Here is a 13,640-nt window from a genome sequence, read left to right on the forward strand (position 1 = left end):
GTCAGCCGGGCGTCCAGCGGGTCGCTGTGAGCAGATCGGGCAAGGTCGGTCAAACGCTTGAGAATCGGGCGGCGGTGCCTGGCGACAACGTCGTGACAAATATCGATGCGCACTTGCAGGCAGTCGTCGAAGAGCAACTCCAGGCCGCGCTCGATCTCGCGCGCAAGCAGGATCTGCCCGGCGATTCCGGGTCAATCGTGGTGACCGACGTGACGAATGGTCACGTCCTGGCACTGGCCTCCGCGCCCACCTATGACCCGGGTTTGTGGGTTGGCGGCATCAGCGCGGCCAACTACGCCAAATTGACAAGCGAGAAACGTGGCAACCCGCTGCTCGATCGGGCAACCCAGGGCGTCTATTCCCCGGCGTCGACGTTCAAGGCAATCTCCACTGCCGCTGTGCTCGAGGCCGGCTACTCGGGCAGTCAGAAGATCCCGTGCCCGAGTTCCTACAACGTGGGCGGTCAGTCGTTCAGCAACTACGAGTCGCACGCGTACGGCGACATCACGTTGGCCCGAGCGCTGTCCGTTTCCTGTGACACGGTCTTCTACCGGCTTGCCAACCAGTTGTGGCAGAAGGACGGCGGCCTGGCATCAGACACCAATGCAAAGGAGGCCATGGTCAATGAGGCCCGCGACTTCGGGCTCGGCAAGAAGACCGGCATCGATCTGCCGGGGGAGTACGCGGGGCGCATCATTGGGCGAGCCGAGAAGAAGGCCAACTACGCGCAGCGCAAAGACGACTATTGCAAGCGGGCGTCGACGGGCTACCCAGAGGTGCAACCCGCTGAACGCGCCAAGCTCCTTAAGGCCTACGCCCGGGATTTTTGCGCCGAAGGCGACCGGTACCGCGCTGGTGACGCGCTGAACTTTGCGATCGGGCAGGGCGAAACTGGGGTCACTCCGCTGCAGATGACAATGGCCTATGCGGCGATCGCCAACGGGGGAACGCTGTGGCAGCCGCAACTGTCCCGCGCGGTGGTCGATCAATCCGGTGCGGTCGTCTCACAGACCTCCCCGCAGGAGGCTGGCAAGCTCACCGCGTCGGCCGCAACGTTGCGCTACATCCGCGACGCTCTGTCCAACACCGTCGTTGACGGCACGGCGAGCGGAGTCTTCCAGGGTTTCCCCAACAACAAGGTGCGCGTCGCAGCCAAAACCGGAACGGCCGAGGTCGTCGGTAAGACCTCGACCTCGTGGTTCGCCTCTTTCGCTCCAGCGCAGGCACCGAAGTATGCGGTGACGTGCATGGTTGCCCAGGGTGGCACTGGTTCGGGCACCTGTGGCCCGAGCGTGCGGGCGATCTACGCGGCCCTCTATGGGGTGTCGGGGTCGACGGTGGATCCTGCCAAGAGCGTGCTCAAGGGAGGTCAACCGAGCGTCGAAATCCCGGCCGTGACCAGTGATGGAATGGGGCAAGGATCCGGCAGCGAGAGCCAGGCGACCCCCGGCCCGACCGATTCTGCCGTGGCAACCAAGCGACCCTCAGCTCAAGCGACACAGGGACCGGCCGGCGAGTCCGCGGCCACGGCAACTGAGCCGTCGCCGACTCCGTCGGGACCCTCGTCGGAGACCGGAATCGGTTTGCTTCCCAGCGACCGTCCACCGAGGTCGACGCCATGACCGACACCGACTCGCGTCAACCCCGCAGCTCCGAGGCCCCCGGTGCGATGCTTGAACCTGGCCCACCGACCCTGAAGCGGACAGTTCCGGCGACGCAGCCCGACGCGGTCGTCGTCACCCGACGACCGCAGGCAACAGATCGCCGGGCGACCGTGGCGAAAAAGTTCCGGTCGAACGTAGTCACCCTGCGACGCCTGGACCTCACCTTGATCGCCGCCGCGCTTGCACTATCGCTCGTTGGTGCCGTGCTGGTGTGGTCAGCAACGCGCGGCCGACTCCTTGCGGCCGACGACGACCCCAACACGTTCCTCACCAAACATCTGCTCAACCTGGGTCTGGGCCTCGCGCTGGCGTACGGAGTCACCCGGCTCGACTACCGCACTTTGCGCGCCTATACCCCGTTGGTCTACGGCTTTGTCGTCACGTTGCTGCTGTTGGTGCTCACCCCGCTGGGGACGTCAATCAACGGCGCCCACGCCTGGATCACCCTGCCGGCGGGCTTCACGCTGCAACCGGGGGAATTCGCCAAAATTGTGGTCATCCTCGCGATGGCGATGGTGCTCGCCGAGCGGGATGTCGGCAGTGATGTACCTAAGGATGTCGATGTCCGCTACGCGCTGCTGTGGGCCGGTGGTCCTGCTGCGCTCATCATGCTACAGCCGGACTTGGGCACGGTTCTGATCATCGGAACAATCGTGATCGGGATCGTCGCGGTGTCGAACGCCCGCAGTCGCTGGGTGGTCGGTCTGCTCGCCGCCGCCGGACTCGCGGCGATCGTCGCGATGGCCTCGGGGGTCCTCGACCAGTACCAAGTGGATCGACTGTTGTCGTTCACCGACCCGAATCGGGATCTGCAAGGCGTCGGCTACAACACCAACCAGGCACGGATCGCCATCGGCGGTGGTGGCCTGTTGGGCCAGGGCCTCTTCCATGGCAATCAGACTCAGGGCGCGTTTGTGCCGTACCAGCAGACTGACTTCGTCTTCTCCGTCGCGGGGGAAGAACTTGGCCTCATCGGTGCAGGCCTGCTAATTGCCTTGGTTGGGGTGGTGTTGTGGCGAGGAATCCAGATCGCCCGCGATGCCCGCGATCCGTTCGGCCGGTTGGTCGCTACCGGGGTGGTGTGCTGGTTCGCCTTCCAGGCCTTCGAGAACATCGGCATGAATCTGGGCATCATGCCGGTCACCGGGGTGCCCCTGCCATTCGTCTCCTACGGCGGCACATCGATGTTCGCTGCGTGGATTGGCATCGGGCTGCTCCAGAGCGTTCACCTGCGCAGCCGTCACTAGCACGGCAGTTGGCGGCAGCCGCAAGGTCTCGGCGCGCGGGTGAATCGCAACTTCCATCTTGGGCGTCGGTGTGAGCGAGTCACTACCGTCTTACGACGTCGGCCGACCACGTTGATTGGATCCACATGTACCGCACGCACCAGCACGAGATTGCCTGCTGCTCGCCGAATCCGCTGCACGCGGCGATGGCCTCGCACCTCGCGGTGCCGGTGTCAGTCGCGACCCCAGCCAACTACTGGCGGCCGGTCACCGCTAAGGCGGAGAAGCTGGTGCTCGGCCGAATCGCCACCGGTGTGCCAGGCGCGCCCGAAGCGGGCGGGATGGCCATCAGTGGCGGGGTCATCACCGGGATCGGGTCGGCTGCTGACCTCGAAGGCCTCGTCGGTCCTGGGACGAAAATCATCACTGCGGCCGACGGAGTCATCAGTCCGGGGCTGATCGAGCCACACATGCATGTGTGGACGACGATGCTGGTGGAGCCGTGGCCAGATTTGTCTGCGCTGGCGAATCCGACGTTTGACGACGTGGTCGCCAAAGTCAAGGCGCTCGCGGCGAAGACCCCCGATGGGCAATGGGTGACCGGAAAACAGTTCGACCCGAGCCTGTATGACGGCGAGCCCGACCTCACTCGCGCGATCCTCGACCAAGTCGCACCCGACAATCCGGTGTTCATCCTCAACGCCTCCATGCACTTTGGCTACGTCAACTCCAAGGCGTTCGAGTTGGCCAACGTCCCTGACGACGTCACTGATCCGCCAGGTGGTTCGTACGGTCGCGTAGACGGCAAACTCAATGGCGTTCTGAGTGAGTCAGGAGCGATCGTTCCGTTCCTCGGCGTCGTTCCGCAGCCCTCCCAGCAGGATGCCGCCGCGACCATCATCAAGATCCTGACCGATGCCGCGATGTCCGGGGTGACCTCGGTTCGAGAGGCAGCCACAGGTGCGGTGATCGGCACGGGCGAGGTCGCCTTGTTGCACCAGCTCAACGGCTTCAAGCGGCTGCCAGTCCGGGTGTCGACCGCGCAGTGGTCGCTCGTTGGTGCCGATCCATGGAAGGAGGCTGGCGTCACGCCGTTCGCTGGCGATGGCATGGTCCGCGCCGATGCCTGGAAGATCGTGACCGACGGCTCCAACCAAGGTCGATCGGGCTACTTTGAGCAGCCGTACCTGGGTGAGGACACGGGCGGGCACGCCAACATGTCGCCAGCGGAACTGCGCGCGGTGATGACGGCCGGGCTCGACGAGGGCTGGCAGTTGATGGTTCACGCCAACGGTGACGCGGCGGTGGAGTTCGCGCTTGAAGGCTACGAGGCGACCCTCGCCGGTCGGGCACCCGATGACCTGAGGCATCGCATTGAGCACTGTTCGTTTGCGTTCGAGGGCAACTTCGCCCGGATGGCCCAGCTCGGAGTCTCGCCGAGTTTCCTCATGAACCACGTCTACTACTGGGGAGAGGTATTCCAGCAGAAGATCCTTGGCCCCGAGCGTGCCGATCGCCTCGACATGGTCGCCAGCGCCCTGAAGGCCGGCTTACGGCCGTCGTTGCATTCGGACTACAACGTGACCCCCATCCACCCGTTGCTTTCGGCACAAACCGCAACCACCCGAGTTATGCGCGGCAACGGCGAGGTCCTAAATGCTGACGAGTGTGTGACTGTTGAGCAAGCTCTCATGGCCATCACCACGGATGCGGCCTGGCAGAATCACGCCGACGACCGCGGGACGCTTGAGGTAGGCAAGAAGGCGGACTACGCGATCCTGTCCGACAACCCCTGGACGGCCGATCCCCACAGTTGGGAATCGATCACCTGCAGTGAGACCCGCATCGATGGGGAGATCGCCTACCAAGCCTGACGGACGGGATCTGCCCAAGGCGCGACGGCACCGTACCCTGGACTGGTGCGCGACACAGGTCAGACCGTCTTCCCCGAACTTGAACGGCTCTTGCCGTTCGTGAGCAAACCCGTGCAGTACGTCGGCGGGGAGCTCAACTCAACGATCAAGCCATGGGAGTCTGCGACGGTTCGCTGGGTACTGATGTACCCGGACGCCTACGAGGTTGGTCTGCCGAACCAGGGCGTCCAAATACTCTACGAAGTGCTCAATGAGCGTGCCGATGCCCTCGCTGAGCGCACCTACGCGGTGTGGCCGGACCTCGAGGCGCTGATGCGCGAACATCACGTTCCGCAGTTCACTGTCGATGCCCATCGCGCAGTCGGCGATTTTGACGTGTTCGGGCTGTCATTCTCGACCGAGCTTGGCTACACCAACATGCTGACCGCAGTCGACCTGGCGGGGATTCCGCTGCACGCCGCGGATCGAGGCGATGCGGATCCCATCGTGGTCGCTGGCGGACACGCGGCCTTTAACCCCGAACCCATCTCCCGATTCATCGACGCCGCTGTCCTCGGTGACGGCGAGCAGGCAGCGCTCGACATCACCGACGTAACTGCCGCGTGGAAGTCCGCGGGCCAGATCGATGGACGCGCGGGTTTGCTGTCGAGACTCGCAGAGATCGAGGGCGTCTACGTCCCGTCCTTCTACGACGTCGACTACCTGCCCGATGGTCGTATTCACCGCGTTGTCCCGAATCGACCCGAAGCCCCGTGGCGGGTAGCCAAACGAACAGTGATGGACCTCGACGAGTGGCCCTACCCGAAGGCCCCCCTGGTACCGCTGGCAGAGACGGTCCACGAGCGCTCATCCGTCGAGATCTTCCGCGGCTGCACGCGCGGCTGCCGCTTTTGCCAGGCCGGAATGATCACCCGTCCAGTTCGGGAACGAAGCATCGACACCATCGGCACGATTGTCGAGGCGGGACTGTGTGCCACGGGCTTCGACGAAGTTGGATTGTTGAGTCTGTCGAGTGCCGATCATTCTGAGATTGGCGAGGTCGCCACCCAACTCGCCGACCGGTACGAGGGAACAAATACATCGCTGTCGCTGCCCTCGACGCGGGTGGACGCCTTCAACATCACGTTGGCCAACGAACTCACCCGCAACGGTCGACGGTCCGGACTCACTTTTGCTCCCGAGGGCGGCAGCGAGCGGATTCGCAGGGTGATCAACAAGACGGTCAGCAAAGAGGACCTGATCAGAACGGTCACGACCGCGTACGAGGCGGGCTGGCGGCAGGTCAAGCTCTATTTCATGTGCGGACTCCCCACCGAAACCGACGAGGACGTCCTGGAGATTGCTGATCTGGCCCGGGAGGTCATTCGCTCCGGACGGGCTGTGACCGGCCGACGCGATATTCGCTGCACCGTATCCATCGGCGGCTTTGTCCCCAAACCGCACACACCATTTCAGTGGGCCGCACAACTCGGGTGGGAGCAGACCGACGATCGGCTGCACAAGCTGCGCAACGCTATCCGCAACGATCGTGAGGTCGGCAAGGCGATTGGTTTCCGGTACCACGATGGCCGCCCGGGTGTGGTCGAGGGATTGCTGTCGCGTGGTGATCGCCGAACCGGCGCAATCATCGAGGCAGCCTGGCGCGATGGCGCCCGGTTCGACGGTTGGAGTGAGCACTTCTCCTTCGACGGCTGGATGGCCGCGGCACAGGCGGCTTTGGTCGACGAGCCCGTTGATGTCGCCTGGTACACGACCCGCGAGCGGGACGAAGCCGAGGTTCTTCCGTGGGATCACCTCGATGCGGGCCTTGATCGCAGTTGGCTGTGGGAGGACTGGCAGGACGCGCTCAACGAGGTCGAGGTCGATGACTGCCGCTGGACTCCGTGTTTTGACTGCGGCGTGTGCGACCAACTCGACACCGAGATCCAGATCGGGCCGACCGGTCGACAGCTACTGCCGCTGACGGTCATCGCCCAGTGAGCGGTCGCGATCCGGGCCGGGAGTTCATCCCGCCGGTCATGAAGGTGCGGTTGCAATACGCCAAGCGAGGCCGGTTGCGGTTCTCCAGCCACCGCGATTTTCAGCGCGCTTTCGAACGGGCGCTGCGGCGGGCAAAGGTGCCGATGGCGTATTCGGCGGGTTTTCGACCGCATCCGAAGATCTCCTACGCCAACGCCGCCCCAACCGGTGTCGCCAGCGAGGCCGAGTACATCGAGATCGGCTTGGCGCAGGAGTTTGACGTTGAGCAACTGCGGGTTGCCCTCGACCAAGCCATGCCCACTGGGCTCGACATCGTCGACGCGGTCCGGGTCCGCGAGGGGGACCTCGTTTCCCGGCTTGAGGCCAGCGTTTGGCAGTTCACGTTGCCCAAGGTCAGTGCCGAAGTCGCTCGCGAGGCCGCCGAGAAGCTATTGGCGAGCGAGGCAATCGAGGTGCAACGGATGACCAAATCGGGAATGCGAACCTTCGACGCCCGGGCAGCGATCGCGACAGTTGAGGTCCGTTTGTCTCCCGATGAGGTCGATCCGTGTGCGATACTCACGGTGGTTGTCACGCACGGAACCCCGTCCGTACGACCCGACGACGTCCTCGCCGCCCTGCGGCAAGTTGCTGACCTCGCGCCGCCGGTGCCGCCCCAGGTGACCCGGCTGGCGCAGGGGCGACTGGCTGCAGATGCTCGGACGGTCAGTGACCCGCTGGCGCCAGATCGCGCTGGGACTGACCAGAAGAGTGCGGAACGCGCTGAGGCTCCGTAATTCGGAGCACCGGTGTCCCCGAGGAACCCGAGGCCGGCGTCGGCGCCTGAGCAAGCCAGGTGGTTTGCGCATTCAGGCGTAGCACAACCCAAGCTTTCGCGCCGGGCTCGCCCGGCGCCGACGAAAGGCCCGAACGCGACTGCGGCTATGCCGTCAGTCGGGGGAGGGCCGGACCAGGAGCATCTCCATGCTCGACGACGAGAACACGCCCCCCTCGGGCGACGTCGCTGACGCGATCACGCAAGAAGAAGAGCAACTCGCTGTTGCGCAGGTGGAGCTTTCCGCCGATTCGGACGCCGACGGCCCGGTAGTGGCACCGACTTTTGCGCCACCGCAGACTTCCGATGAGCCGCCTGGCGCAATCTCGGCCGAGGAGGAACAAGTCGCCGTGGCGCAGGTCGAACTATCGGCAGACCCTGGCGCTGACACATCAGGCAGTGCTGACGCTGCTGGTGCCGGTGCTGCGGGAAAGCCCGCCGACGGTGCAGCAGCTCCGAAACGTCGGCGGCGAGCCGCGAGTCGGCCGGCGGGGGCACCCGCTGAGTTCTCGGCAGCGTTCGCCGCTCCCACCGACCCGGTGGACGAGTCAGCAACGGCCGACGCTGGATCGGCACCGACCGCGCCGGTCGCCAACGCGGCGGCACTGTTCCAACCTCCGCCCGATGTGCCCGCACTCCCGCCCCGTCCGCGCCGCGCGGAGCTCGACAGCGGGCAGGCGACCGGGGAGTCCGACGCCGAAGGGGCCGAAGAGACTGACGGCAACGACTCAGAATCCGATGAAGCGGGTGATGGCGGACCCAAGCGCCGCCGCCGACGTCGGGGTGGCCGCCGCCGCCGCAAGCCAGGTGGTGAGGACGGCTCCGACGATGACAACGGCGATGAGGCCGATGAGGATGGCGGCGATTCAGTCGACGACGAAGACGACGGTGACGATGAGTCGGCTGGCAATGGTCAGTCGGGCTCGGCGAACACCCGCCGCCGGCGCCGCCGGCGTCGAACTGCCAGCGGTGGCGCAAACAACAATGACGATGATCCGCCGAACACCGTCGTCCACGTTCGCGAAGCGCGCGAAGCTGCTGACCAGGTCACGAGTGTGCGCGGATCGACCCGACTTGAAGCCAAGAAGCAGCGTCGGCGCGAAGGTCGGGAGGCGGGTCGTCGGCGCGCTCCAATCCTGACCGAAGCCGAGTTCCTGGCTCGCCGCGAGAGCGTCGACCGCGTCATGGTTGTTCGCCAACACGAGGACCGCACTCAGATCGCCGTGCTGGAGGACAACGTGCTGGCCGAGCACTACGTGAACCGTTCCGTGTCCACGTCAATGGTCGGCAACGTCTACCTCGGGCGGGTTCAGAACGTGCTCCCGTCGATGGAGGCGGCGTTTGTCGACATCGGTCGCGGACGCAATGCCGTGCTGTACGCCGGCGAAGTGAACTGGGACGCGGCTGGCCTCGAAGGCCAGCCAAAGCGCATCGAGTTGGCGCTGAAGTCTGGTGACGCTGTGTTGGTCCAGGTGACCAAAGATCCAGTCGGCCACAAAGGTGCGCGTCTGACGAGTCAGATTTCGCTGCCCGGTCGCTACCTCGTGTACGTTCCCGGCGGCTCGATGACAGGAATCAGCCGCAGGCTGCCCGACAGTGAGCGCAGTCGGCTCAAGAAGCTCCTGCGCAACGCGCTGCCGGAAGGGTCTGGCGTCATTGTCCGGACCGCAGCGGAGGGAGCCACCGAGGAGCAGATCAACCATGACGTTGCCCGGCTCACCGAGCAATGGGAACGTCTCAACGCCAAGACCAGCAGTGTCAAGGCTCCGGAACTGCTGCATGCTGAACCGGATCTAGCCACTCGGGTCGTCAGGGACATCTTCAACGAGGACTTCTCCAAGTTGATCGTGTCTGGAAGCCGAGCAACGACCACGATTGAGGACTACATCGCTGGGGTCGCCCCCGATCTTGCGGACCGCGTCAGTCGCTGGACCAGCAACGCGGACGTCTTCTCCGCACATCGCATCGACGAACAACTCGCCAAAGCCCTCGACCGCAAGGTCTGGCTGCCCTCGGGCGGCTCATTGGTCATCGATCACACCGAGGCGATGACGGTTGTCGACGTCAACACGGGCAAGTTCACGGGGCAGGGCGGCAACCTTGAGGAGACCGTCACCCGAAACAACCTGGAGGCCGCCGAAGAGATCGTGCGCCAACTTCGACTGCGCGACACCGGCGGCATCATCGTTATCGACTTCATCGACATGGTGCTGGAGAGCAACCGGGATCTGGTGCTGCGGCGGTTGCTGGAGTGTCTGGGCAGAGACCGAACCAAACATCAGGTCGCCGAGGTGACGTCGCTGGGCCTGGTCCAAATGACGCGCAAGCGGATCGGTCAGGGACTGCTGGAAACCTTCAGCACGCCCTGTGAGTGCTGCAACGGTCGCGGCGTGAAGGTGCAAACCAATCCGGTGGATCAGCACACCGGCGAAGCCGAGCCGAGGCGCCGACGGGCACGTCCGGCTGGCCCCATTCCGGGGGCGCCACAACAGCCGAAAGCCGAGTCCGATCCCGGCGGTGACGAGCCGGTCGGTGACGAGCCGGCAGATGCGGAAACCGTGGACGAAACCACAGCCCAATCCGCAGCCGACACCGCAGCCGACACCGCGGCCGGGTCGACAGCGGACTCCGGAACTGACGGTGACGGCCCAGGTCCGCCGTCCACCGACGGCGCGGCAGCGCAGCCTGCCACCGATGGGCCGAACGACTCCGACGGATCGGGTGAGTCTGACCAATCGCAGTGACAGTGTCCCGGTTGACCGAACCTGACCTAGGGGGCGTACCCTTGGGAAAGGTTTCCGGCGTCCGCTGCGCAGTCTGGTTGGGTGCGCGGTCTGCCGCTTCGCCCAACGTGTCCGCCAGTCGCGGCGCCGCTTCGAAGTAGAAGTATCAGCCAAGCAAGTCTTATTGAGGGAGTTCAGCGTGTACGCGATCGTTCGCGCAGGTGGCCGGCAAGAGAAGGTCGCCGTCGGAGACGTGGTCGAACTCGACCGCGTCGAGGGAGAGCCCGGGACCGCCGTCTCGCTGCCCGCATTGCTCGTTGTCGATGGTGACCAGATCACCCACGATGCCGCAGAATTGGGCAAGGTCGACGTCTCAGCGGAGATCATGGCGCACGGCAAGGGCCCCAAGATCGACATCGGCAAGTTCAAGAACAAGACCGGCTACCGCCGTCGTCAAGGACACCGTCAGCGTTTGACCACGCTGAAGGTCACGGCGATCACCACGGGAAAGTGACGTAATGGCACATAAGAAAGGTGCTTCGAGCACTAGGAACGGCCGCGACTCCAACGCCCAACGCCTCGGCGTCAAGCGCTTCGGTGGTCAGTTGGTGAGTGCCGGCGAAATCATCGTCCGTCAGCGCGGAACCCACTTCCATCCAGGCGAGAACGTCGGCCGTGGCGGCGATGACACGCTGTTCGCACTGGCAGAGGGCACCGTCGACTTCGGGACCCGTCGTGGCCGCAAAGTCGTCAACATCGTCGCTGTCTCGCAATAGCACGGGCTTCTCGATCGAGCCTTCGCATATTCGGAGGTTCCCATGAGCACATTTGTAGACCGTGCGATTCTGCACGCCCAGGCTGGCGACGGTGGGCACGGCTGCGCATCGATACACCGGGAGAAGTTCAAGCCACTCGGCGGTCCAGATGGCGGCAACGGCGGTCGCGGCGGCAATGTCGTCGTTGTTGTTACCCCCGACACCAGCAGCCTGCTGGACATCCATCGTTCACCCCATCGCCGGGCCGACAACGGCGGGGTGGGCAAGGGTTCTCACCGCGATGGTGCGGACGGCAACGACGTCGTGATCCCGGTTCCGGACGGGACCGTGGTGACTACCGAAGCCGGTGAGGCCCTGGCTGACTTGGTCGGCCCCGGCGCGCAGTTCATCATCGCCAAGGGCGGACGTGGCGGGCTAGGCAACTCCTCGCTGGCCAGCCAACGCCGCAAGGCTCCCGGCTTTGCGCTGCTGGGCGAACCGGGCGAATCCTTCAACGTGGTATTGGAGCTCAAAACCCTGGCCGACGTCGGCCTGGTCGGTTTCCCGTCGGCGGGCAAATCGAGTCTGGTCTCGGTCCTCAGTGCTGCCAAGCCCAAGATCGCCGACTACCCGTTCACGACCCTGGTGCCTCACCTGGGAGTTGTGCAGGCCGGGGACACGGTCTTCACTGTCGCCGACGTTCCTGGGCTGATCCCGGGAGCCAGCGAGGGCAAAGGTCTGGGACTGGAGTTTCTTCGTCACATCGAACGGTGCTCGGCGCTGGTGCATGTCGTTGACTGCGCCACGCTGGAGCCCAACCGCGATCCCCTCAGCGACATCGACGCGATCGAAGCGGAACTCGCGGCCTACGGCGGTCTCGCCGATCGACCGCGGCTAGTGGCGCTGAACAAATGCGATGTTCCCGAGGCGCAGGAGTTGGCAGAGCTGGTCTCGCCCATGTTGCAGCAGCGTGGCTGGCAAGTGTTCCCAATCTCCACGGCATCCCACGTTGGATTGCCCGCGTTGAAGTTCGCGATGGCGGACATTGTCAAGGTCGCGCGCGCGCAGGCCGCTGCGGAAGCGGAGACTCCCGCGCTGGTGATCGTGCGGCCGTTGGCCGTCGACGACTCGGGGTTCTCCGTCGTCCTGGAGCAGGAGGGCTACCGCGTGCGGGGTGCCCGACCCACTCGCTGGGTCCGCCAGACCGACTTCAGTAACGATGAGGCCGTTGGCTACCTTGCAGACCGCCTCGCCCGACTTGGCGTGGAAGAGGAGCTCGTGAAACTCGGTGCCACCCCTGGAGCGACCGTGATCATTGGCGAGGACGACAACGCAGTCGTGTTCGACTGGCGGCCATCGGTCTTCGCCGGCGACGAGGCCGCAGCCGCTCCACGTGGGACTGATCGGCGCCTGGAGGAGTCGTGAGTCCGCACGAGCAGCTGCGTGCGCGCATCGGATCAGCCAGGCGGGTGGTCGTCAAGACGGGGTCGTCATCGCTAACGACATCCGCCGGCCAGATCGACGCCACCCGCGTCAACGGGCTGGTCGACGTGGTCGCGGAGCAGGTGAAGTCGGGTCGGCAGGTGGTCCTGGTCTCAAGCGGGGCGATTGCTGCCGGAATCGGCCCACTCGGGCTCACCAAACGACCAGGAGATCTGGCAACCCAGCAGGCAGCCGCCAGTGTCGGTCAGGGCGTGTTGGTTGGCGCGTACGCAGCGCGGTTTGCCGAGCACGGCCTGACAGTCGGACAGGTGCTTTTGACTGCCGACGACATCGGCCGACGCGCTCACTATCGCAACGCCCAGCGGACTCTGACTCGGCTGCTGGACCTTGGTGTGGTGCCAATCGTGAACGAGAACGACACCGTAGCCACCGAAGAGATCCGGTTCGGGGACAACGACCAACTCGCGGCCCTGGTCGCGCACGTCGTGCATGCCGACGCACTCATTTTGCTCAGCGATGTAGATGGTCTCTACGACGGGCCGCCGAGTCGTGCGGGCAGCGCGGTGGTCTCAGACATCCGCTCGACCGCGGACTTGAACGCTGTGTCGATTGGTGGATCGGCAAGCAGCGTTGGTCGCGGGGGAATGGCGACCAAGGTGAAGGCAGCGAGCACCGCAACCGCAGCCGGCGTACCCGTTGTTCTCACCTCCGCCAGGCAGGCGCGCGAGGCGATGACCGGGGGACACGTCGGAACTCTGTTCTATCCAACCGGCAAACGTCGTCCCACCAGGTTGTTGTGGCTTGCCCATGCTTCGGAGGCACGCGGGACGATCTTCCTTGATGAGGGGGCTGTACGAGCCATTGTCGAGCGCAAAGCCTCCTTGCTCCCCGCTGGTGTCACCTCGGCGACTGGCGAGTTCGTGGCCGGCGACCCGGTGGACCTTGCGGATCCGCGCGGCGTCGTCTTCGCTCGCGGGATCATCAACTTCGATGCCTCAGAGTTGCCACCCCTGCTCGGCAAATCCACTCGCGAACTGTCCAGCACCCTCGGCGTTGAGTACGAGCGCGAACTCGTGCACCGCGATGACCTGGTCATCCTGTCTGATTGACGCACCCCGCAGCGCGCCCCTGCCTTAAGGTTGCCGCGTGAACACGAACCCG

The 13,640-nt window shown here is 64.9% G+C and carries 10 protein-coding genes; all 10 read left to right on the forward strand.

Annotation, left to right across the window (positions count from 1 at the left end):
• Positions 1 to 1,622, forward strand: a 1,622-nt coding sequence (locus KAZ48_04920) for a hypothetical protein (GenBank protein ID MBP7972119.1), incomplete at its 5' end; no start/stop codon positions are given.
• Positions 1,619 to 2,911 (forward strand): rod shape-determining protein RodA, encoded by a 1,293-nt coding sequence (rodA, locus tag KAZ48_04925; protein ID MBP7972120.1) that lies wholly within the window; start codon positions 1,619 to 1,621, stop codon positions 2,909 to 2,911. The genes KAZ48_04920 and rodA, both read left to right, overlap by 4 nt.
• Positions 2,912 to 3,036: 125 nt before the next feature.
• The gene (locus KAZ48_04930) at positions 3,037 to 4,764 is read left to right on the forward strand and encodes an amidohydrolase (protein MBP7972121.1); all 1,728 of its coding nucleotides are present in this window, start codon (positions 3,037 to 3,039) and stop codon (positions 4,762 to 4,764) included.
• Positions 4,765 to 4,809: 45 nt separating this feature from the next.
• Positions 4,810 to 6,744: a TIGR03960 family B12-binding radical SAM protein gene (locus KAZ48_04935; protein ID MBP7972122.1), complete on the forward strand. Its 1,935-nt coding sequence runs from the start codon at positions 4,810 to 4,812 to the stop codon at positions 6,742 to 6,744.
• Positions 6,741 to 7,520: a TIGR03936 family radical SAM-associated protein gene (locus tag KAZ48_04940; GenBank protein ID MBP7972123.1), complete on the forward strand. Its 780-nt coding sequence runs from the start codon at positions 6,741 to 6,743 to the stop codon at positions 7,518 to 7,520. Before KAZ48_04935 ends, KAZ48_04940 begins: the two co-directional genes overlap by 4 nt.
• 187 nt (positions 7,521 to 7,707) lie before the next feature.
• Positions 7,708 to 10,302 carry a ribonuclease E/G gene (locus KAZ48_04945; protein ID MBP7972124.1) on the forward strand — a complete coding sequence of 865 codons (2,595 nt, stop codon included), beginning with the start codon at positions 7,708 to 7,710 and terminating at the stop codon, positions 10,300 to 10,302.
• A 178-nt stretch (positions 10,303 to 10,480) separates the two neighbouring features.
• Entirely contained in the window at positions 10,481 to 10,795 is a 315-nt protein-coding gene (gene rplU / locus KAZ48_04950; protein MBP7972125.1) for a 50S ribosomal protein L21, read from the forward strand.
• Between the two features lie 4 nt (positions 10,796 to 10,799).
• Positions 10,800 to 11,057 carry a 50S ribosomal protein L27 gene (rpmA, locus tag KAZ48_04955; protein ID MBP7972126.1) on the forward strand — a complete coding sequence of 86 codons (258 nt, stop codon included), beginning with the start codon at positions 10,800 to 10,802 and terminating at the stop codon, positions 11,055 to 11,057.
• 42 nt (positions 11,058 to 11,099) lie between these two features.
• The gene (gene obgE, locus KAZ48_04960; GenBank protein MBP7972127.1) at positions 11,100 to 12,461 is read left to right on the forward strand and encodes a GTPase ObgE; all 1,362 of its coding nucleotides are present in this window, start codon (positions 11,100 to 11,102) and stop codon (positions 12,459 to 12,461) included.
• Between the two features lie 26 nt (positions 12,462 to 12,487).
• The gene (locus KAZ48_04965; GenBank protein ID MBP7972128.1) at positions 12,488 to 13,588 is read left to right on the forward strand and encodes a glutamate 5-kinase; all 1,101 of its coding nucleotides are present in this window, start codon (positions 12,488 to 12,490) and stop codon (positions 13,586 to 13,588) included.
• Positions 13,589 to 13,640: the final 52 nt, after the last annotated feature.

The sequence above is a fragment of the Candidatus Nanopelagicales bacterium genome, assembly GCA_018003655.1.
GTDB lineage: Bacteria > Actinomycetota > Actinomycetes > S36-B12 > UBA10799 > JAGNDY01.